The organism is Fortiea sp. LEGE XX443 (assembly GCF_015206815.1).
Classification (GTDB): Bacteria; Cyanobacteriota; Cyanobacteriia; order Cyanobacteriales; family Nostocaceae; genus Nostoc_B.
This window is the reverse complement of the sequence record NZ_JADEXZ010000008.1, coordinates 18,175-41,108: the sequence shown is the minus strand read 5'-3', so window position 1 is coordinate 41,108 and position 22,934 is coordinate 18,175. Positions and strand designations below refer to the sequence as shown.

General features: G+C 39.0%; 19 protein-coding genes. 14 read left to right on the top strand and 5 right to left on the bottom strand.

All coding sequences use genetic code 11. From position 1 onward, the window contains the following. Position 1: 1 nt before the first annotated feature. Complete coding sequence (locus IQ259_RS05525; protein ID WP_193882111.1) at positions 2 to 727, bottom strand: Uma2 family endonuclease; 726 nt, start codon at positions 725 to 727, stop codon at positions 2 to 4. Positions 728 to 776: 49 nt separating this feature from the next. After that, positions 777 to 1,514, bottom strand: coding sequence for a hypothetical protein (locus IQ259_RS05520; RefSeq protein WP_193882108.1), 738 nt, complete (start codon positions 1,512 to 1,514; stop codon positions 777 to 779). A 116-nt stretch (positions 1,515 to 1,630) separates the two neighbouring features. On the opposite strand from IQ259_RS05520, the gene hemE reads away from it, so the two are divergent. The 3 genes from hemE (at position 1,631) to IQ259_RS05505 (ending at position 6,463) form a co-directional block, all read left to right on the top strand. Further along, positions 1,631 to 2,692, top strand: a complete 1,062-nt coding sequence (gene hemE / locus IQ259_RS05515; protein ID WP_193882105.1) for a uroporphyrinogen decarboxylase — start codon at positions 1,631 to 1,633, stop codon at positions 2,690 to 2,692. Between the two features lie 310 nt (positions 2,693 to 3,002). Beyond that, positions 3,003 to 3,959, top strand: a complete 957-nt coding sequence (locus IQ259_RS05510) for an NAD(P)-dependent oxidoreductase (protein WP_193882102.1) — start codon at positions 3,003 to 3,005, stop codon at positions 3,957 to 3,959. A 515-nt stretch (positions 3,960 to 4,474) separates the two neighbouring features. Next, positions 4,475 to 6,463: an amylo-alpha-1,6-glucosidase gene (locus tag IQ259_RS05505; protein WP_193882099.1), complete on the top strand. Its 1,989-nt coding sequence runs from the start codon at positions 4,475 to 4,477 to the stop codon at positions 6,461 to 6,463. 66 nt (positions 6,464 to 6,529) lie between these two features. Here the strand turns inward: IQ259_RS05505 and IQ259_RS05500 are convergent, their stop codons facing one another. Then, complete coding sequence (locus IQ259_RS05500; protein WP_193882096.1) at positions 6,530 to 11,050, bottom strand: tetratricopeptide repeat protein; 4,521 nt, start codon at positions 11,048 to 11,050, stop codon at positions 6,530 to 6,532. Position 11,051: 1 nt separating this feature from the next. Further along, positions 11,052 to 11,378, bottom strand: a complete 327-nt coding sequence (locus tag IQ259_RS05495) for a hypothetical protein (protein WP_193882093.1) — start codon at positions 11,376 to 11,378, stop codon at positions 11,052 to 11,054. A 683-nt stretch (positions 11,379 to 12,061) separates the two neighbouring features. Between IQ259_RS05495 and IQ259_RS05490 the strand changes: the two genes are divergently transcribed. From IQ259_RS05490 to IQ259_RS05465, 6 genes are all read left to right on the top strand, one after another. After that, positions 12,062 to 13,192, top strand: a complete 1,131-nt coding sequence (locus tag IQ259_RS05490; RefSeq protein ID WP_193882090.1) for a cell wall metabolism sensor histidine kinase WalK — start codon at positions 12,062 to 12,064, stop codon at positions 13,190 to 13,192. Beyond that, complete coding sequence (locus tag IQ259_RS05485; RefSeq protein ID WP_193882087.1) at positions 13,189 to 13,863, top strand: response regulator transcription factor; 675 nt, start codon at positions 13,189 to 13,191, stop codon at positions 13,861 to 13,863. Before IQ259_RS05490 ends, IQ259_RS05485 begins: the two co-directional genes overlap by 4 nt. A gap of 159 nt (positions 13,864 to 14,022) precedes the next feature. Further along, positions 14,023 to 14,490: an N-acetyltransferase gene (locus tag IQ259_RS05480; protein ID WP_193882084.1), complete on the top strand. Its 468-nt coding sequence runs from the start codon at positions 14,023 to 14,025 to the stop codon at positions 14,488 to 14,490. A gap of 49 nt (positions 14,491 to 14,539) precedes the next feature. Further along, positions 14,540 to 15,217, top strand: a complete 678-nt coding sequence (gene msrA, locus IQ259_RS05475) for a peptide-methionine (S)-S-oxide reductase MsrA (RefSeq protein ID WP_193882081.1) — start codon at positions 14,540 to 14,542, stop codon at positions 15,215 to 15,217. A gap of 243 nt (positions 15,218 to 15,460) precedes the next feature. Further along, a complete protein-coding gene (locus IQ259_RS05470) occupies positions 15,461 to 15,685 on the top strand; it encodes a type II toxin-antitoxin system HicA family toxin (RefSeq protein ID WP_193882078.1) in 225 nt (74 codons plus the stop codon). Then, on the top strand, positions 15,682 to 15,900 hold the full coding sequence (locus IQ259_RS05465; RefSeq protein ID WP_193882075.1) for a type II toxin-antitoxin system HicB family antitoxin: 219 nt from the start codon (positions 15,682 to 15,684) through the stop codon (positions 15,898 to 15,900). Before IQ259_RS05470 ends, IQ259_RS05465 begins: the two co-directional genes overlap by 4 nt. Before the next feature lie 171 nt (positions 15,901 to 16,071). Here the strand turns inward: IQ259_RS05465 and IQ259_RS05460 are convergent, their stop codons facing one another. After that, positions 16,072 to 17,196 carry a response regulator gene (locus IQ259_RS05460; RefSeq protein WP_193882072.1) on the bottom strand — a complete coding sequence of 375 codons (1,125 nt, stop codon included), beginning with the start codon at positions 17,194 to 17,196 and terminating at the stop codon, positions 16,072 to 16,074. A gap of 901 nt (positions 17,197 to 18,097) precedes the next feature. Here IQ259_RS05460 and IQ259_RS05455 point away from each other — a divergent pair. From IQ259_RS05455 to IQ259_RS05435, 5 genes are all read left to right on the top strand, one after another. Further along, positions 18,098 to 18,793: a Uma2 family endonuclease gene (locus IQ259_RS05455; protein WP_193882069.1), complete on the top strand. Its 696-nt coding sequence runs from the start codon at positions 18,098 to 18,100 to the stop codon at positions 18,791 to 18,793. A gap of 217 nt (positions 18,794 to 19,010) precedes the next feature. Continuing rightward, on the top strand, positions 19,011 to 19,949 hold the full coding sequence (locus IQ259_RS05450) for an RluA family pseudouridine synthase (protein WP_193882067.1): 939 nt from the start codon (positions 19,011 to 19,013) through the stop codon (positions 19,947 to 19,949). Positions 19,950 to 20,723: 774 nt separating this feature from the next. Then, the gene (locus tag IQ259_RS05445) at positions 20,724 to 21,242 is read left to right on the top strand and encodes a phycocyanin/phycoerythrocyanin subunit beta (protein ID WP_193882064.1); all 519 of its coding nucleotides are present in this window, start codon (positions 20,724 to 20,726) and stop codon (positions 21,240 to 21,242) included. A gap of 76 nt (positions 21,243 to 21,318) precedes the next feature. Next, positions 21,319 to 21,807 carry a phycocyanin alpha subunit gene (locus tag IQ259_RS05440; RefSeq protein WP_193882061.1) on the top strand — a complete coding sequence of 163 codons (489 nt, stop codon included), beginning with the start codon at positions 21,319 to 21,321 and terminating at the stop codon, positions 21,805 to 21,807. Positions 21,808 to 22,078: 271 nt separating this feature from the next. Then, positions 22,079 to 22,915: a phycobilisome rod-core linker polypeptide gene (locus tag IQ259_RS05435; protein WP_193882058.1), complete on the top strand. Its 837-nt coding sequence runs from the start codon at positions 22,079 to 22,081 to the stop codon at positions 22,913 to 22,915. Positions 22,916 to 22,934 lie beyond the last annotated feature (19 nt).

Genomic DNA, 22,934 nt, shown 5'->3' with positions numbered 1-22,934 from the left:
GTTATAAATTACTTGGATCAATTCCTTTTTGTTGCAGTTTAGATAGAAGTTCCTGAAGCTGGTTTTGAGTTTGTTCTAATTGATTTTGGGTTTTTTCTAGTTCTTGTTCCCGTGCAGTTACTAATTCTTCTGGTGTTGAATATCGCCTACCAGTTTCATCATACCAATACAACCATTCTCGCGTTATCCCTTGATAAGTTCCGCGATCGCGTCCAATACCTAACCCAACTTCTGGCATCCAAATTTTATCACCTGCTTGTAAAATATATTCTCCATTGACTAAGTGATAAATTTCTAGGCGCTGACGTTTCCGACGCAATCGTGTTGGTGCATAAATCACATAATACAAAACCCCTAATTGAGCATAATCTAGTTTTTTTTGCTCATATTCATAGTTGTATGTTTGGGAGACAATTTCTAACGTTAAAATTGGCGAAATACCATCTTCTTCCCACATTACATAACTAGAACGTCCATTTTCTCCTATAAAACGTTCTACGCCTATACTTAAAAATCCATCTGGAACAATCGCAGGTTTACCATCTGCATAATAAATCCCCATATTGATGCCAAAAAACCAATCATCTCGGTTTTGCCAGATACTAGTTAAAATCGATAATAATAAGCTAGGAATTAAAATTTGTAGTTCGTTATCCACTGGTGTATCGTCAGAGTCTGGTAATTCAGATGATGAAGGTAAACAAGCTAATGGATTGTATTTGAACATAACAGTCTTTCCTACTAAAAATGTTGCTGAAAACTAATTCTTGTTCTTCTCAACTTATTTGAGTTTGTCGCGGTAAGTGTCTTTTTAAAGTACACAAACTAATTGCTGGGATAACTCCTAAGACAATAGCTGTAAAACTTTGTTGGCTTCCATACAATATTGCTGCTCTTACGGCTTCTGGAATTAAATTTTGCAGCAGTGAAATCGACCAAACCAATAAACTGATAAATAAGAAAGAAATTGAGGGTACAAAACTCCACCACCAAGCTTTTGTGGTGTAACGCCGCACTACTAACCATTGAAATAATCCTAACCAAATCCCTGAAACGATGTAAGCAATTGTTGATAATAATCCAAAAATAACACCTAACTCAGGAGACAAACTTTGATTGAGTGAATTGGCAATTGAGGAAATATAATCGATCCAAGCGGTAGCTACGCCATTAGCAGTTAGCCAACCTGCACTAGTAGCTATCATCCATAGCCTACCAGAGAGATAGCGACGCATTACCAAGGCTTGATCGGCAGCAAAAACTACAGCAAATACAATATTGCTCAGTAAATTTACCCAGTAAAAAGAACCAGCATCTGATAGATTTTGCGCCAGAATTCTTTCTACAGAAATACTGGCAATACCACCCACAATCCACCCCAAAATTGTCATACAGGTAAATAAAAGTACAAACTTTCGTCTTTGAGAATGGGGAATTAATAACCGTCCTGGCGGGTAATTGCTATTAGTAGATGCAACATTAGAAGGATTTGGATTATTAGAATCAGTTTGCATATAAAGTTAAGTAAAGCTAAGACTTGAGCTTTTGAGGCAAGCCTCCTGAAAAAGCGTAATCCTAGAATGATAAGCTAAACAATGACATAATAAAGTGACTTAGGATGAAGTGTTAAATGGGTGTTTCCTCAACGGCTCCTCATCTCCTACGGGCTGCTCGTGGTGAAATCGTAGATCGTCCCCCCGTATGGATGATGCGACAAGCAGGACGATATATGAAGGCGTACCGAGACTTAAGGGAAAAGTATCCTTCATTTCGCGATCGCTCTGAAATTCCCGAAGTAGCGATTGAAGTATCCCTGCAACCTTGGAGAGCCTTCCAGCCGGACGGAGTGATTTTATTTTCCGACATTGTAACCCCATTGCCTGGTTTGGGCATTGATATGGACATTGCGGAAGGTAAAGGGCCAATTATTCATGCGCCCATTCGCACTCAAGCACAAATTGAGAGCCTGCATCCCTTAGAACCAGAAGCGGCTCTACCGTTTATTAAAACTATTTTGCAGGCGTTGCGCCAAGAAGTGGGCAACAAATCAACCGTATTAGGCTTTGTTGGTGCGCCGTGGACGTTAGCTGCTTATGCAGTGGAAGGAAAAGGTTCTAAAACCTATTCTATTATCAAAAATTTGGCATTCTCAGACCCGGTAATTCTACACCAACTGCTAACGAAATTGGCAGATGCGATCGCTGTCTACGCCCGTTACCAAATTGACTGCGGCGCTCAAGTAGTGCAAATGTTCGATTCTTGGGCGGGACAGTTAAGCCCTCAAGATTACGATACCTTTGCTCTCCCCTATCAGCAACGGGTATTCCAGCAAGTCAAGCAAACTCACCCCGACACACCTTTAATTCTTTTGGTTAGCGGTAGTGCAGGGGTGTTGGAAAGAATGGCCAAATCCGGTGCAGATATTGTCACCGTTGATTGGACAGTAGATATGGCAGATGCCCGCGCCAGATTAGGCAAACAAGTCAAAGTCCAAGGTAATCTCGATCCTGGCGTACTCTATGGTTCCAAAGAGTTCATCCGCGATCGCATTCATGATACTGTTCGCAAAGCTGGTAATTGGGGTCACATCCTCAATCTTGGTCATGGTGTACTACCAGATACTCCAGAAGAAAATGTGGCTTTCTTTTTTGAAACAGCCAAGCAACTCAGTACCGCAGCCGTAGTGAGTTAGTTACCTTTGTGTCTTTGTGGTGACATTTTTTTAACCACAAAGACAGAATATATTGCATCGTAGACACAGCAAAATCTATTTTTTATGAAAATTTTGACTGCGATCGCAACACAATTTATATATCGTACTGCTAGTAATTGTAGTTTTTCAGGAACTTTTCTGTTAATGCTCCATAAAAGTTTTTGAAGAACCAGAAAAACTTTGTAATAATTCAGTCCCCAGCAGTTTTGTTTCATGCTCTACTCATAAATAATTTATTGAGTGGAACATTTAATCTTATATTTAACTCTTAAATTTTAAAAAACTTACTATGAACCAAAAACGAATTTTAGTCACAGGCGCAAGCGGTTGCGTCGGTCATTACATCTCGGAAGCATTAATTCAAAATACGAATCACGAGTTATTTTTATTAGTTAGAAACCCAAATAAGTTACAAGTTAATACACAATTACGTCCTGGTGTCAATGTATTGCAAGGTGATATGCAGGAAATTAGCCGTTTTGCTGATTTGTTACCTACAATTGACACGGCAGTTTTAACAGCAACAGCTTGGGGTGGCGATAATACTTATGATATTAATGTCTCAAAAACAATAGAATTGCTTAGTTTGTTAGATACAGAACGTTGTGAACAGGTAATTTATTTTTCGACAGCTAGTGTTTTAGATCACAAAAACCAGCCCTTAAAAGAAGCAGGTGACATTGGCACAGATTATATTAGTTCCAAATATCAATGCTTACATCAAAAAGAAAAGTTAGCGATCGCACCTAAAATTACCACAGTTTTTCCCACTTTAGTTTTAGGCGGCGATGCCAAAAAGCCCTATTCTCACGCAACATTAGGCATTCCCGAAATCACAAAATACGTTAATTTAATTCGGTTTTTACAAGCAGACGGCAGTTTTCACTTTATCCACGGGCGAGACATTGCTACCGTCGTACAATATTTAATTGAACATCCACCCCAAACCAAAGAACAACGTAAATTAGTTTTGGGTCAAGAAGGGTTATACGCTAACCAAGCAATTGAAGAACTTTGTACTTATCTAGGGAAAAAAATTTACTTTCGTATCCCTCTATCTATATCATTAGCTAATTTGATTATTGCTGTGTTCCGCATTCAAATGGCTGCTTGGGATCGATTCTGTATGAATTATCGCCATTTTACTTATGACAATGCCATCAATCCTGCTACCTTTGGCTTGTCAAATTATTGTGCAACCATGACTGATGTGTTGAAAATTAGTGGCGTGCCTAGAAAAAAATAAATTGCTAAGTTTTGTTGTTTCATGATTTGAATCAGTCAAACGCTTGATTTGTTTTTCAACTTTTGATATAGCTTCGGCGTTGCTGAATTTAGGGATGAAATAATGAACCGCAAAGTACGCAAAGTACGCATTCTCTACGAGAGGTTTCCGCCAACGCGCAGCGTCTCGTAGAGAAGAAGAGGTTTTTGAGAGAGAAATACAAAAAAATTATCCCGCATTTATGCAACACCTAACATAGCTTCTTTTGTCAGTTTCACACCTAACTCATAAGTTTTAGTGACTAGTTTAATAACAGGATGCTTCCCATTCTAGGTCATATTATGAGCAAAACTTAAAGCAACGGTCAAATGAGCCAATATTTACACTTGAGATGATTTCAATTTGATTAGCAGTTACAATTTCAATTGTAATTGTCTAAAAATTGCTCTCTTATCAAGTCTTAATACCGCTCTCAGCATAGTAGAAGATTCATAACCGATAATCCAAATATCGATCGCCAGAAAGAGTGTTGCCTTATGTGTATAGAATTTGGGCGGGAAATCTGTGGCAATCTCGACACCGCAGAGACACGGGAATGGTTAGTCACCAATGGCATAGGTGGTTACGCTTCTGGTACTGTGGCGGGTTTGCTAACCCGTCGCTATCACGGCTTACTAGTAGCACCATTGCAACCGCCGTTAGGTCGCACTTTACTGCTGGCAAAACTAGATGAAACTGTTGTGTATGGTGAAGGCGATCGCTTTTATTCTCTACACACGAATCGCTGGGCAGATGCGATCGTTAGTCCCCACGGTTATCGACACATCGAAAGTTTTTCTTTGGAAGGTACCATTCCTGTCTGGCGTTTTGCTGTGGCTGATGCTTTGTTAGAAAAGCGGATATGGATGCAGCAGGGAGCTAACACAACATATATTCAATATACTTTGCGTCGTGCTACCCAACCTCTTAGACTAACGCTCAAAGCAATGGTCAACTACCGTGATTATCATGGCGACACCCACAGCAATAGCTGGCAGATGTCTGTTGAGCAAGTAGAACAGGGGATTTGTGTAACTGCTCATCCAAGTGCTGTACCACTTTATCTGTTGAGTGACAAAAGCAGCGCGTCGCCAGTTCACAATTGGTACTACAACTTTGACTTGGCAGTTGAACGTTATCGAGGATTGAACGACAAAGAAGATCACCTCCATGCTGCCACTTTTACAGTTACACTCAATCCTGGAGAAACACTAACTTTTGTAGCCAGTACAGAAAAACAACCAGATTTGCATGGTGAAAACGCACTCAAGTTACGTCGCGCTCAAGAACAAAAGCTAATAGGATTTTGGCATAGTAACCGACCCCTCGACGCTCAGGAATCTCCTAGCTGGATTAACCATTTAATACTAGCGGCTGATCAGTTTATTGTAGACCGCCCATTGCCAGAAGAATCCCACGGTAAAACCATCATCGCTGGTTATCACTGGTTTGGTGACTGGGGAAGGGACACGATGATTAGCCTACCTGGGTTAACAATTTCTACTGGTCGTCCAGAGGTAGCACGCTCAATTCTCCGCACCTTTGCTAGGTATGTAGACCAAGGAATGCTGCCTAATCGCTTTCCCGATGTTGGGGAGCAACCAGAATACAATACAGTCGATGCCACACTTTGGTACTTTGAAGCTATCCGTGCTTATTACAACGCCACAGACGATGATAATTTACTGAGTGAACTGTTTCCAGTACTTGCAGACATCATCAATTGGCACTGTCGCGGCACACGTTATCACATCCACCTCGATCCCACCGATGGTTTACTTTATGCAGGTGTTGCAGGTGTACAACTCACTTGGATGGATGCCAAAGTTAGCGATTGGGTAGTGACACCGCGAATTGGTAAACCGATTGAAGTCAATGCCCTTTGGTATAACGCCTTACGCACAATGGCAAAGTTTGCCCGTCAGTTGGGTAAACCACATCAAGAATATGAAGCAATGGCAGACCGCGCCTTAGCTAGATTTTCTCGCTTCTGGAATGAGGAGCTTGGTTACTGCTATGACGTTATAGATAGTCCTGAAGGTAATGATTCAGCGTTGCGTCCTAACCAAATTTTTACTGTGTCATTACCAGAAACCCCCCTCACACCTGCCCAACAAAAGAGTGTAGTAGAAGCTTGTGGACGAATGTTGCTAACTTCACATGGATTGCGATCGCTCTCTCCCGATCATCCCCAATATCAAGGAATATACGGTGGTAATCAGTATCAACGTGACGGAGCTTATCACCAGGGAACCGTTTGGGGTTGGTTGTTGGGGCCGTTTGTCCTCGCACATCTGCGCGTCTACAAAAATCCTGAACAGGCGCGTCAATTTCTAGAACCAATGGCTAATCATCTCACAACTCACGGTCTTGGCAGTCTCAGTGAAATTTTTGATGGTGATGCACCGATGACTCCACGCGGATGTATTGCCCAAGCCTGGACAGTAGCAGAGGTTTTACGTGCTTGGCTGGCGACGGAAAGTTGAGAACAGTAGTAACTCAGGACTTCAGACTTAGTTTAATAGTGATGCTGCGATCACATGGAATTATAACTACTTCTCATCAATATCTCGGTCTTTAATCTTTCTGGCATACACAGAAATCATCTCTTGAAGCTGATTTATAAGTTCTTGAGCTTTTAATTCTTGGGCAATATTTAGTGCTTGCTGTAGTTGCTTCAATCCTTTGTCTGATTGATTTTGAGCTAACAGCATTTGTCCCAGTAATCCTAAAGTAACAGGTTGGATATTTTTATAATTAATGCTGCACTGAAATTCATAAGCTTTTCGAGCAAGTTTAATTGCTTCCGCTAAATTTCTTTCCTGTGCAGCAGAATTAGCTGCCTCATGTAAGCGAACTGCCTGATTATGATTTATTGCAAGAATTATCTTCTGTAATTCCTCAACTCCATCAAGTTGATTTTCTTGAGCTAAAGAAACCGCTTTTTTCAAATCTTTTATGCCATCTTCATAATTGCCCAAATGTGCCTTAATTTGCCCAAGCATTGAGTAAACTTCCGAAGCCCAGTAAACATCCTCTAATAGTTCAGAAAGTTCTAAACATTGGTAGCCCAAATTCAATACTTCGTCAAATTGTTGGCTTTTGCATTTTTCTTGAGCCGAATTAAAAATATTTTTCAGTGTTCCGTACTGTACTGCAACGGAAATATTTTCTATGTTTTCCCTTTCAGGAAGATTATGCAGCTTTGCAATCTCAATTGCTTGAGATGCTTTTTTAACACCCTCTTTAAAATTCCCTTCACCTATCAAAATGTTCCCCATTGATAGCAAAATACGTGCTTTGATTTCTTCATAGCCCAGTTCTTCTATCATAGGAAGAGCTTGCTCAAATAAATCAAGTGCTGTTCTCGCATTACCTTTTTCAGCTTCGGTAATTGCTGCTTGATACAACTGTGCAGGTTTTTTTAGTTGAGCATTCTTAATTAGCTCTCTAACTTCTTCAATATCTTTCGGGAAATTTAGTTTTTGATAGAGATTCAGGGATTCTGTTAAATGCTCAATTGCTATATCTACTTCACTAAGAAAGGACAGAACCTCTCCTAAAAGCTTGAGAATAGTAGCTCGAAGAACAACATCAACAACTGAACTACATTTTTCTAAAGCTTGCCTTAAAAAATCTGTTCCTGCATCATAACTTTCCTGCTTTATTTGAAGCCGTCCCATTTCTCTAAGGGCGAGGGCATGATGTTTTGGATTGTTAAATTGATTGAGTACTGCTAAAGCTGTATTTAATTTCTCTTCAGCTTCATCTAAATTATCTTGATCAATCAGTATTGATGCGATTCGTGGCAAAACATGGGCTTGAGTGTCTTTATTCCCAATCTTCAAAGCCAACTCGTAAGAATCTTTGAGAAACTTCAAAGCTTCACTGATATTATTTTGACGCTCATAGAGAATACCTATCTCCTGAAGTGTCATTGCTTCACGCGGTTGATCGCCATTATTTCTGTGCAGTTCGAGAGCTTGATTGTAAAGCTCTAAAGCAATCTCTCGATCTCCACAATCTGAGCGGAAAGTAGCTAGATTATGTAAAAGTAGTGCTTTGAGCCAAGAGTTATCAATTTGGGGCAGTAAGTCATTTAATTGTTCAAAAATCTCTCTTGCCTCTTCTATTTCACCTTGTTTTAGTCTTAGCGATGCAGTATTACTGAGGAGTGGAATTGTATCCTCAAGGTTTTGGGACTGTGTTCTGTGTGAAACTAAACTTGGTAATACATGATCCCAAGCATCCGTTTTACCAAGATCAACTTGAAGAGTAGCAATGTTATTTTGCACAGTATAGAGAAAATTTTTATCTCCTGTTTCTTGAGTAAGTTCTAGTACTTCCATATATAATCTGAGTGCTTCTTCAAGTTCACCTAATTCTCTCTTGATATCTGCTATTTGACTAAGAGACTTAGCTTTACCAAGCTTATTGTTATCTTTATCATCAATTTTCATAACCTGCTGGCATATCTTCAGGGCTTCCTGATAGTTACCCTGCTTAACGTATAAATCCCCTAAATCATGAAGAATTGCAGCTTTTTCACTTTCATATTCATCCGAACAAAATTTTAGCGACTCTTGATAGTTATACAAAGCCTCTTCCACTTCTCCAATATGTTCTTGCGCTTTTGCTAAGTAGTAAAGGAGCCTAAAAGAGATAATATGAATTTTTAAATGAGCATAAGCTCCATCACGGACAAATTTACATAGTGCCGCTACTTCTCTGTACCTTCCTTGGCGGTTGAGCCGCAGGACTAAAAACCAATTTGCTCGAGTTAATAAGTCTGGGTTAAAAGCTTTAGTTGCAAGTTGATACAACGCAAACAATCTATCAGTCGGCATGGATTTCTCAAAAGGATCATTAAGCAGAGAGCTTTCTGATACTTTGTCCTCTGCCTCTATAATCTTTTCAAAACCTTTGAAAAACCATATTGTATCTAAATGTTTCGCAGCAGTTCTGTATAATTCTATAGAATCTTTAGGAAAATCAAGAAGCGGCTCTATAATTCGTGGAACATAGTACAAAGTTTCTTCTTGAGAATGTATACACTCAAGTAAACCTAATGCAACTGCTCTAGAAATATAACTATTTACATCGAAAGTTTTTGGACAAAGAACTTCTATTGCAGACTGAGGCACTGGTAACTGATAAACCAAGCTAAACCCAAGCATTCGTTGCAATTTAATTGGTTGTCGATTTAGTAATTCCTCTGCCAGAATACTTTCACGAAACTCTTGGGTGGTGTTCTCTACCTGTTCTAGTATTTGTGTTTTACCAACTTGTTGCACTTGTAAAACTTTGTTTAACCACTCCAACAAACGAGGATTACCTGCCGAAGTTCCCAAAGCTTTGAGTTGTAACTCTCGATCAATTTCAGAACCAGGTGCAAAAGACACTAAACGGTTACATTTTTTCTGTAGATCATTACCTGATAAGGCAACTAACTGCTCTCGATGGAATCGCTGATTTAGCTCTGGAAGCAAAAAATCATACCTAGATGTAATAATAATCCGGTGTGGAAGACGCGATTGAGTTATTGCCTTCAAAAAAGATATCAAGACTGCTACAGCTTCAGGCTTTAAGACTGCGCTACCGTCTGTTCTCAATTCTAGGTTTGCTTCAAAGTCATCAAGAACAAAGATTAGTCTCTGCGCTTGCTCATTCAGTCCTTCTCGTAAGAATTTGGTTAACTTTTGCGTGAGTGGCAGATTACTTTGTAAAATTTCCTGTCCCGTTGCTGAAAGACATTGTTCAGCAAGCTGCCTTAGCAGCTTATCCTCATCTAATTGCTGATAGATAAAAATTTCGTCATAGCCTTGTAAACGCTCTAAAAGCCTTGCTGCAACAGTGCTTTTCCCAACTCCACCTAAACCATATAGAATCACACCTAACTTATCTGCTGCCCGTAATGCTCTCAAGCTAAGTTGCAGTATTCTGCGTCTTCCTACAAAATCTTGTGGTGTAGCAACCCGAACAATTCCCTGCGAATCCAGAAACTGTTCATAAATTGGTTCTTCTGGCAACCATACTTGATCGCCTAATGGTTCAACTAACGCTTTTGGACACTGACCTCGAATATAAAGTCTCAGCAGATGCCAATCCTCTACTTTTTCCTCTCGTAGATATTGATAAGTACTGGCAAGTGCCTCTGAAAGTTCATATCCGGCAGCCAGTTTGCTGTAGAGATATGCTGCGGCTTGTGTTGCTACTACATCTGCGATTTGTCGTCCCCATCCTAAAACGGCCCGACAACCTTGCTCAATTAATGATTCAGCTAAAGAAGATACTGCTCCATCACTCGCCGCTTCACCTGTTCGGCAGCCTGATAAAAACACTAGCTGTGGTATGCGAAATCTTAAAGCTGAAGCAATCTCTGATGAGTAAGCAGCATGAAGTTCCCCAGTTTCAGTTTCTGTAATAAAAAACGGTTGTTCATCTTTGATAGAAGCATGTCCTGTCAAGTGAAACACATCGAACGGTTCACGATAACGCCCCCAGAGTTTGCTTAATTCTGCAATACAACCACTTTCTTCAACTCGTAAATAGAGAGGAATATCCCTTGTTTCTGACAAAATTTGAGCCTCTTCCCGTTCAAAATCGAGTGGAGGTTCTACATTTTCTGGCGATGATGCCATAAATAAAATCCGCAAAGGACGTTGCTGCGTAATTGCTAAATCTTGAACAGGACGATCAACCCAGCGTACTGCGACAACAACTGGATTAACGCGCTCTATTAAAAATTGCTCTCCATCATGCAACGTTTCCCAAGGTAGATGCCCTAATCGTTCACGTACATCTAGCGCCAGAATTAAGCCTTCCTCCGTACAATTATTAATTGCTCGACTTAGCCACCTACCATTTCCATCTAACCAATAAAATAACTGAGACCCAATTCCTTTTAAATCAGGCATCAGCATATAGTAGCTACCTTTTGCTTTCTGAATTAAGTTCTCAATTGACGATACATCAAGGTGTTGTGTTTCATATCTTGCTGGATGCCCCAGTGCATAACGCAATTCTACAAACTGCTTTTCAAGCGGTACTAACTTGATATAAAGCGTCTGCACATTAACTCTCCAATTCTTCTAATACGGCACAAATATCTTCAATCGTGGCATTCTCTAAAACTACTCGCACATCGCCAGCTACAAGTACTACATCAAATTTCTTATTCGCTCGTTTGTGTTCCTGATACCACTTACGAATTTGTTCTGCGACTGCAATTGTACCTCCTACAATGCCTACAACAGTTCCTATAACTGCCAATGTACCTTCTTTAGTAAGCAGGGAATTTGGTGCTACTTCCCAACTACCCTGTAGACCAGTGGTTTCAAAAAGCTTTTCAGTGGCAACACCCGCTTCTTCACCTTCAAGTGAAAGTTTTACCTCTGCCATATGTCAACTAAGTAACTATAAATACAAATATACTAGCCTAGTCGTTGGAGAAGACACAAGCAGCATCATAATTAAGCTTTATTGGGGTATTTTACCGATTACTATAACTAAGCTTATTATCCCAGGGCGATCACATCTAAAGTACTCTTGATCACGACCAAGATTAAGAACCAAGGAAAAAATCAGTATTTCTCGTTTGATTTATTTTCCAAGCCTCAAAGCGATCGCTAGTGGTAGATGCGCGAAATATTTTCTTACCTACCAAAGAGTTGAGGATAGAATTTTTGGCATTTCTGATAACTAAGTATTTCAAAATTTCATGCTCAAGACACTTCTAAATCACCCTTTACAAGATGATATTTTAAAAAGTGAATCCTTCTTTATAAAGGAAAAAAAGACAATTTGATACTTGACCAAGATTTAATTAGTACTAATTTAAAAATTTTTTCAGCAAAAGCTTTAATTATATTCAGGAAAAACTCATTTTTCTGCAACACATATCTATTAGAGTTAAATCATAAAATAATTTCTTGTCTCTGGTTTAAACCATCAACTATAAACCCAATTATAGTTATTTGTTGAATTGAGTTATTATCTGACATCTAATTAGACAGCTATCAGATGGTTCTCAAGTTTAATTATTAGACGGACAATCGTAAAACATATAGAGATGAGATATTCCAATGAATTTTACAGAAAAGTTTAAAAGAAAATTAGTCAAATTTTTTCAAGTCAGAATTGATCCATCTTCGCTACAATTTCGCCTAACTGTTGGCATTATCGTGATCTTTACACTCGGATTAAGTAGTTTTACTTTATGGGTGGGTTGGGAAATAAAACAGTTTCTGATTATTACTCATCAACAGTACGGTATGACAGACGACTCTCAACTGTTGACAGTGATTCAAAGTTTACGAACTATGAGTATTTTTTCCCTTGCTACTACTATAGTTTTGACAACTCTGTTCATTAAGCGATCGCTTTTACCATTACAACAGATGAATCGATGGGCAGAAATCTCTACGGCTGAACTGATTCCCTACCAGCTAGGATTGAATCAAACACCGAGCGAGATTCAACTGTTAGCCCAGACATGGATTGAATTTTTAACCAGGCTTTCAGAAGCCAAAGAACAGCAGCGACAGTTAATCAGCGATTTAGCTCATGAGTTACGCACACCTCTCAGCATGGTTTATGGATATCTGCAAAGAAGTTTACAACGCAGTCATAATTTAGCAGATTCCCAGAAAGAAACTCTAGAAATGGCTTTTTCTGATGCTGAAAGAATGAATCACATCTTACAAGACTTACTGGACTTGGCACGGGCAGAAAACAGTACAATCCCTTGGCAAACTGAACCACTCTTACTAAATGATTTGGTTGTAGCTATAGCTCAGATGACAGAAAAATTTCACCATCGGGCAATTCAGCTAGAAACATCCCCCTTTCCTATTGAAGTCAAGGCAGAACGCAACCAGCTAATGCAGATATTAAGCCATTTGATTGGTAATGCAGTCAAATACTCGGATGCAAGTGAGCCTGTGACTGTGCATCTGACTCAGGCTGATGGTTGGGCAATAATTAAAGTCAGCGACAAGGGATGTGGCATTCCTTTGTTAGAGCAGTCCCGCATCTTTGAGCCTTTTTATCGCATAGATCCATCTCGTACCCGTTCAACTGGAGGCACTGGTATGGGTCTATCTATTGTGAAACGCCTTGTAGAATGTATTGGCGGTAAGGTCGAACTTCGGTCAGAACCCGGTAATGGCAGCACTTTCATTCTGATACTACCTACATTAGGAGCAAAAGTATGACGGCACACATCCTTTTAGTTGAAGATGAAACCAAACTGGCGCGATTTGTCCAATTGGAACTGAGCAGCGAAAATTACACAGTCAGTGTAGCCCATGATGGCATCACTGGTTTGACTGTGGCGCGGGAGTCATCACCAGATTTAGTCATACTAGATTGGATGTTACCAGGGCTAACGGGTTTAGAACTTTGTCGGCGCTTGCGAGCAACTGGGAGCAAAGTGCCAGTGATTTTGTTGACAGCAAAAGATGAAGTGAGCGATCGCGTGGCAGGATTAGATGCAGGAGCCAATGATTATGTGGTCAAACCATTTAGCATTGAGGAATTGTTGGCAAGAATTCGCGCTCATCTGCGCCGCACTCAAGAAGCAGATGCGGATTTATTGCAGTTTGAAGACTTAAAACTCAACCGTTGCACCCGTGAAGTATTTCGGAGTCAACGATCTATTGAACTAACAGTCAAAGAGTTTGATTTATTAGAATATCTCCTCACCCATCCTCGCCAGGTCTTTACTAGAGACCAAATTCTCGAAAAAGTTTGGGGTTACGACTTCATGGGTGATTCTAATATTATCGAAGTTTATATTCGTTACCTGCGCCTCAAATTAGAAGAAAATAATGAAAAACGCTTAGTCCACACAATGCGTGGTGTGGGTTATGTACTGCGAGAGTAGTTCTAAAAATAAACTTTTAAATAAGGGATTTTTCTGGAGGTTCTTCAAATCAATTTACAAACAAATAAAAACTGGGTAATTTATCTTAATAAACCCCCAGCTAAATCTAGTAGAAAAAATCAATGTTGAGATATCACTAATTCTTAAAATAAATGAACTATGAATATTAATTTCAAACCTGGAGAAAATAATGATGTTGAAACACTTTTAATTTTAATTCAAAACTTTTATGAATTAGACGGTTGTGTTTCCTTTAATGCTGTCGTTCTTCGTAGTGCGCTGAGTCAACTACTGAGTGATGAGTCAATGGGTCGAGTCTGGTTAATTCAAGACCATAATCAAACAATTGGTTATGTTATTCTCACATTTGGCTATAGTTTGGAATATGGAGGACGTGATGCTTTTATTGATGAACTCTACATTGAACCTGCTTACCACGGTCAGGGTATAGGCAAGCAAATAATCAAATTTCTAGAGGAGGTTTGCATTTTTCTAAATGTTCAGGCATTACATCTAGAAGTTGAACGAGAAAATACATCTGCTCAAGGTTTCTATCGCCGAGTTGGATTTAAAGATCATAATCGCTATCTGATGACAAAATGGTTGAATAAAACCAATTTGCAATGAATAATTCCGACTATAAATAAATTATTTCCTCAAAGGAGTTCACGAATCTATGTCTAATAACAACTTTACTCTCTCTCGCAATCTAGTACGCAACTTATCCATAATTTCGTTGACTTTGATACTCTTGTATGGCGCATCTCGTGTGATATTTCCCACTCCTGCCGCTGATATCTCAACTGCTACACCCCAGGGTAAACAAATAGCCGTTTTTGGTGGAGGTTGTTTTTGGGGAATGGAAGCAGTTTTTGAGCATCTCAAAGGTGTATCTGATGTTGTTTCCGGCTATTCTGGCGGTAATGCAACAAATGCAGACTACACACTTGTCAGTTCTGGATTCACTGATCACGCTGAATCAGTAAAAATCACCTATGATCCATCACAAATATCATACAGTCAATTGCTGAAAATATACTTTTTAGTCGCTCATGATCCAACACAATTGAATCGCCAGGGGCCAGACTCAGGCAAGCAATATCGTTCAGTCATATTTTTTACTAACACACAGCAGAAACAAGAAGCACAAGAATATATTGCTCAACTCAATCAAAAGCAAATCTTCGACAATCAAATTGTTACCGAACTCAATCCCTTAAAAGGTTTTTATCAAGCTGAAGAATACCATCAGAACTATATTGTGCGTAATCCAAACAGTCGCTATGTTGTAGTTCATGATTTGCCAAAACTTGCTAAACTTCAAGAAAAATTTCCTGAAATATATAGCAAATAAAAACTCTTGAGTACTTGGTATCTAAGTTCACTCTATAAAAGTTTATTTCTCAGTATACTTAGCAAGATTCAAGTAGGATTCCTATATAGAATTACCGATTTTTGAAAAGATACGTAGTGGCGCGTCAATGTTGAGTGTTTTCATGTGCTTATTGAAGGGTTAAAACAATGGGCAGAAAATCAACAATTAGTGGAAAAAGCATTTGCCAGCGTGAGAAAATAGGGTAATAAGTAGACAAAATCGATGCCCAGAAAAATTAGAGAGTTAAAAGCTCAGATTGCGCGTAAAGGATTTATTTATTTACCAAAGCGCGGTAAAGGTAGCCATGAGCGATGGCGACATCCTTTGCTCAGAAAAACACTGACAATTCCAGGACAAGATGGAGATGATGTGCCAATTTACCTAGAAAAGCAGTTAGCAAAGTTATTAACTGAACTAGAAGAGTTAAGAGAGGATAAAAATTCATGAATCGATACAGTATGATTGTTCAATGGTCTGATGAAGATCAGCTTTTCTTGGTTACGATTCCAGAATTTGCAGATCGTGTTATTATGCCTTGCACTCATGGCAAAACTCGTGAAGAAGCAATTCATCATGGCGAAGAGGTAATTGAAATGTATTTAGAGGCTTGGCAAGCAGAAGGTGAGACTATCCCTGAACCTAATACACTTCAAATTGCTTAATTTCTAAATCGTCAAGGTCTAATAACTTTGTTAAACTGTACGCAATTAGAGTTTATCATCCACTTTTATGCCTGCTTCTGATTCCTCTCAAATTCCATCTCCGTCCGACGAATACAAATAAGAGCCAGACGTTTCAAAACTTTAGTTTATTTAGTGTAACTAAGACTTAAATTACATAATATGTTGAAAGATAATTTTCATTAAATCTCCTTGGGTAAAAGATTTATTTAAATAGCCGGAAGCCCTGACTATTTTAGCTCTAGCTCTATCAATTAGGCTAACTTTTTCAGTCACCATAATTATGGGTGTATTTTTAAAATATGCGTGTTTACGTAATAAAGTACAAAGCTCATATCCATCTAAATCAGGCATATCTACATTTAATAAGATAATGTCTGGTTTAGTACGAAGAATTTCTATTAAAGCTTTTAAAGAATCTGTAACTCCAATTACAGAAAATATTTGCTCATCTAAAGCATTCTTAATCACATTTAATATAGCTGGGCTGTTATCAATACAAAATATTGTATAAACTTTCTTCTCTGTGGAAGCGGAAGAAATTGGTTGATAACTATGATGAGAGCTAATAGGCTGTGACGCAAAGCGGTTGATTTTGGGTAATTGTGGCTCAGGTTTGGGTTGGCTTTGTGGCCGAGGTGGGTATGTAAATGAGGATGGCTGCGCTGACATCTTCGACGATCGCAACCTTTGATGATTAACTGGAGAAGTGCTACTTTCGGTATATGGCGACATGTCTTGATAAACCCCTTCTCTTCCACGCTTTTGACATCTTTCGACTAGCAAGCGGAGATTGAGATGGCAGAATTTTGGCATATCATCCAAAAAACTTTCTGGGATAAATTCATAACTCCCCTCTTCTAAATTCAAAAATGTCTCTAAAACTTCTAGTGCCAATTGTTCTATAAGTATGGCTGCTTCCGTTGGACTAATATATTTTTGATTAACTAACCAGCAAATTGCTAAATAATCTGGATTTGGGATGGCTTGACTACCAACACTATTTTCAAATATCGCCTTTAATTGATCATCAATACCATTAGGGAGAGTAGAGATTTCCTCGCTCAAGCGTTGCAAGTTTCTATAAAGCGGCTCGAACATCTTTTCTGAGTAGCAAGCATAAATTAGCTTACCTTCATCTATGTATATTGACCAAGCACCTGATGTGCTAAATACTTGTAGACAGCCAGTCACCGATTTACTGGTAATTTTTTTCAACAGAGATAAGGGCTGAATTTTCTGGAAGAATCTATATCTACTAATAGGAAGTGTTGTCATGGGAATATCTTTAAAAATAAATACATATCGACAAGCAAAAGTGGCGAATTACCTGGTAGGTATTCACGGCAAAATATTTTAGAGATACTGTTCAGCTAAATATAGCTTTCACATTTAAATTAGTATAGAGATTCTTCACCCCTAACTCTAAAGTAGTCAATCTCTGCTAAACTGTTGTCAACCTAACTACATTTAACTGCGGGTTAGTAAACTGGGCTATTGCCAGATAGCAAAATAGCCAATTGGTTGCCAGTCAATAGTATTTAAAAGTCAAATTGACTTTTGCATATTGCAATAATCTGGCCAATTTAACAGTAACTCAAATTTTGTATTTAGAAGTATTGGCTCCAACCCATCAGTAGCAAAAATATTGTCGCCCTCCGTATTATTTAGTATATATTTATAGTTATTTAGTCCGCAAAGTCTGGATTAGAGAGGCTTTTGAACAAGGAACTCTATTAAGATAAAACGTATATACAAGAACTCAGTATACACTTTTGCCTCAGTATAAAGTTTTAAAATTACTCTTTGTTCAGCTAAATGGTAGATAGCAGTCTTTGTATGACTGAAAGTGAGATTGCATCGAATTTTATTCGCCAGAGAAAAATAGAATAACTTTATGATAAACAAACTGTGTTGACGTGAATGTAATTCTTCTTTAAAGATTTGAGTTACCGGAAATTAAATAAATTATCCGGACAACATCAAAAAATCCAGTAATTAGTCACTTTTGTGAATTGCTGGTTGAAAAACCAGCACATTTAAAAAATAGAAATTTGTATTTACTAAGAAATATGCTGAGGATAACTCAGAATGTACCCAGCAAAAGATGAAAAATTATGAGTATTGAAATACTAAGTTAAAATTAACTATGCAACTTGTGTAATTTGGGCTTACGCTTATGCTTACCCAGCTACCTTCTTCTACCAAAAAAGACATCATCTACCCGGAAACTGATGGACAGCCAATGGCGGAAAATACGAGACAGTTTGAATTGATTGTACTGATTAAAAAGAACCTGGATCTATTATTTGCTGATGAACCAGATGTTTTTGTTGCGGGTGATCTATTTTGGTATCCTGTTGAAAAGGATAACGTGACTCGAAGAGCCCCTGATGTGATGGTAGTCTTTGGTAGACCAAAAGGCGATCGCGGTTCATATCTCCAATGGCAAGAAGGTAACATTTCGCCACAAGTAGTATTTGAAATTCTGTCACCTAGCAATACAGCTAGAGAGATGATTGCCAAATACAAATTCTACGATCGCTATGGGGTGGAAGAATACTACATATATGATCCAGAGACAACTGAATTAAGCGGTTGGTTGCGTTCCGAGGATGAATTAGCCGAAATCCCGCAAATGATCAACTGGGTAAGTCCTCGTCTGGGTATCCGCTTTGAATTATCAAATGGGGAACTGAAGATTTATCGTCCCGACGGACAAAAGTTTCTCACTTATCTAGAATTAGCGCAACAACGCGAACAAGAACGTCAACGCGCCGAACAAGAACGTCAACGCGCTGAACAAGCAGAAACTCAACTAGAATCACTCCGTGCTTTACTCCGCGATAAGGGGATTAACCCTGATGAAGTGTGAAGTGTGAAATTTTATGGCGTTGCTGAATAACAATATGAATTGTCATTCTGAACGGAACGAAGTGGAGTGAAGAATCTGGGTAGATGCTACCCCCTGCGAGAAGGCTTCGCCTACGTTTCGCGTTGCTACACTCAGCATGACACAGTAGGATTCATATCCTACATCAGCAATGCCAATTTTATTATTTAGATTCCCTACTCCCAATTCCCCATTCTCGATGCAGACAGAGATTAATTTACAAATTTCAGAAAATAGCGATCGCCTTGACCGTTATCTAGCAGAAGAATTAACAGATATCTCTCGTTCTCGCATTCAGCAGTTAATCGAACAAGGTAATGTGCAAATTAATGGTGAAGTCTGCACATCCAAAAAAGTGAATGTGAAGATAGGCGATCGCATCACCCTAAAAATACCAGAAGCACAACCTCTAGAACTACAAGCCCAAAATATTCCCTTAGATATTCTCTATGAAGACGACCAGCTACTTATTCTCAACAAACCCGCAGGTTTAGTTGTCCATCCCGCACCCGGACATCCTGATGGTACTTTGGTAAATGCTTTGTTGGCGCATTGTCCCAACCTTCCTGGTATTGGCGGGGTTCAGCGTCCAGGAATTGTACATCGATTGGATAAGGATACAACAGGAGCGATCGCTATTGTCAAAACTGATATCGCCTATCAACACCTACAAGCACAACTCCAAGCAAAAACCGCACGCCGAGAATATTTAGGTGTAGTTTACGGTGCGCCAAAAACTGAAAGTGGTACGATAGATTTCCCCATTGGTCGCCATCCCCAAGACCGCAAGAAAATGGCTGTGATTCCTATAGAACAGGGTGGACGCGCAGCTATTACTCATTGGCAAATATTAGAACGCTTGGGTAACTACACATTAATCCACTTTCAATTAGAAACAGGACGTACCCATCAAATTCGTGTTCACAGTGCCAAAATCGGCCATCCCATTGTTGGTGACCCTCTTTATAGTTCTGGTCGTTCGGTGGGGGTAAATTTACCTGGTCAAGCACTACACGCTTGGCGACTAAAGTTGCTGCATCCCATATCTGGAGATTTGATTGAGGTGACAGCACCACCTCCGCCAACATTTACAACTTTGTTAGAGGTACTCCGCCGCAGAGTGGCAATCTCTTCTTAAAAATCAAATCTAAAGATTTTCAGATTTTCCTTTACTTTTCTTTACAAAACCTTACACATCGATTTTTCACAAAAATGGCAGTAAGTAACTGTAATGTTGGATGAGATGCTTGTAAACAAAAAGTTATAAGCAAATTAATAATACAACTGAATTCAATGTAAAAATCATTTTTATTTTGCTAATAAAAATCAAACTTAGTAACATAAGGTACAGATTTTTCTAACAAAATTTTTAACACACTATTAACGCTACACGGAAGTCACAAGTTAAAAATCACAATTCAAAAGGCTTTTATTTCAGACTAAAAGTTTGAAATAAAAGCTTGATTTCTGCTGTCTTGTACTAAATATACTAGTCATATTCTGTGTAGGACATCATATATAAGTTTTATTTGTTACTGGTAAATAAAAAACTGAGAGAATTTATAAAGTAATATAACGAAAAAAGTTTAATTGTAAAGCAATCATTTAACAAATACCAGCCAAAGCTTTGCTCAACAAGGTCTTAGTTGAAAATCTGTATGGAGTAACACTATTTTACTAAACTTAATAATAAACGAACTCAAGCAATATATAAAATACGAACAAGGTTTTAAAAGCAATTAAAAAAACAAGCAAAATTAGCTGTTTTTGTAATAGTTAATTGCGGTGCATCTGTTGTTATTTCAAATTTTATTTTGAAATAGCTGCTATGTCCTGCTAAAAATTTTTGCTTGCTAAATTAATTGCGATAAGCCTCATACAAAGCTGCAATGACCTTTAGGAGAAATAAAAAATGCTCGACGCTTTTTCCAAAGTAGTTGAACAAGCCGATAGAAAAGGTTCATATCTAAGTGGTGACGAAATCAACGCATTATCAGCAATGGTTGCTGATAGCAATAAGCGGTTAGATATAGTTAACAGACTCAATGGTAATGCTTCCTCGATTGTAGCTAATGCTTATCGTGCCTTAGTTGCTGAACGTCCCCAAATTTTTAATGCTGGCGGTGCTTGTTTCCATAACCGCAATCAAGCTGCTTGTATCCGTGACTTAGGATTTATCCTGCGTTATGTCACCTATTCTGTATTAGCAGGTGACGCTAGTGTAATGGACGATCGCTGCTTGAATGGTTTGCGTGAAACCTATCAAGCACTTGGCACTCCTGGTGATGCTGTAGCTTCTGGCGTTCAAAAAATGAAAGATGCAGCAATCTCCATTGCTAATGATCCAAATGGGATTACTAGAGGTGATTGTAGCCAACTAATTGGTGAAGTAGCCAGCTATTTTGATCGTGCTGCTGGTGCAGTTGTTTAATATAGCTTGTTTGCCTAAATTTTTTCGCAAGCAAACTGTTAGGAATTAGTCGAAAATCGAGGAGATTAGGAGAATTATGAAAACACCTTTAACTGAAGCGATCGCTGCTGCTGATCTGCGCGGTTCTTACCTTAGCAATACTGAAATGCAAGCAGTGTTTGGTCGTTTCAACCGCGCTCGTGCAGGTTTAGAAGCTGCTAAAGCATTTACAAATAATGGCAAAAAATGGTCAGAAGCAGCTGCAAATCATGTTTATCAAAAATTCCCCTACACTACTCAAATGAGTGGGCCTCAATACGCCTCTACTCCTGAAGGTAAATCCAAGTGTGTACGGGATATTGACCACTACCTCCGCACTATCAGCTACTGCTGCGTTGTTGGTGGTACTGGCCCTTTAGATGAATATGTAGTTGCTGGCTTAAGCGAACTCAACAGCGCTCTGGGTTTATCTCCTAGCTGGTATGTAGCTGCTCTCGAATTTGTCCGCGATAATCATGGTTTAAATGGTGATGTCGCTGGTGAAGCGAACATTTATCTAAACTATGCGATTAACGCATTAAGCTAATACAAAACCCGTGGGTCTTTGGAAATAGATAATTGCTCAATTAAGTAGAGCAGTAATACCAATTCGTAATTCGTAATGACGCTCGCGGACTCGCTAACGCTGCGCTAACATAATTACGGAATTTCGACAGCATCTAAAGTTATGGCTCTAAACTTGTTGCCGAATTTTAGAGAATTGGATCACCTGTTTATCTACGTTAATTGCAGCATTTTTCTACTGCCGAAGACCCAAATTTATGTGAATAAAAATTCAAAAAGGAGCGATTGTTAAAATGAGTAGTTCAGTCGCAGAACGGCTAGCAATTAGAGATGAAATTGGCATCAAAGTTGAGCTACGCCAAAATTGGAGCGAAGACGAATTACAAAAAGTATGTCGGGCTGCTTACCAGCAAATTTTTGGTCGTCAAGGAATATATGGTAGCCAAAAATTTATTAGTGCCGAAGCTTTATTGCGGAATGGCAAAATCAGTGTGCGGCAATTTGTGGAGATTTTAGCAAAATCTGAATTTTACAAAGAATGCTTTTTTTATAAAAACTCCCAAGTGCGTTTTATCGAATTAAACTATAAGCACTTACTGGGACGCGCCCCCTACGATCAATCAGAAATTGCTTACCATGTAGATTTATATGCTGCTCGTGGATACGATGCCGATATTGAGTCTTACATTTATAGCTCAGAATACGATAATGCTTTTGGCAATTCTATCGTTCCTTATTATCGGGGATTTCAATCAATTCCCGGAATGAAGACGGTAGGATTTAACCGCATATTCGAGCTTTATCGCGGTTGTGGTAACAGTGATAATGCTCAGATGGGGCGTAAAAATTCTCGCTTGCGGACTAAAGTTGCGTTGAATTTGGCTAATGGGATTATGCCACCAACTTCCGCAGGTACTAGCTTTGTCTCAGCAGCGCCAACGTTGATTAGTTCGGCTGCAAGAGGAGATAGTCGGATGTTCGTTATTGAAGCGATCGCCGGTGCAATCGGTTCTCAAGCCGCAGTCCGTCGTAGCCGACAGGTTTACACTGTACCTTACGATCGCCTCTCCGCTACATACCAAGAAATTCACAAGCGCGGCGGTAAAATAGTCAAAATTTCGCCTGTGTAACTCTTAGGGGAAGTAAGAA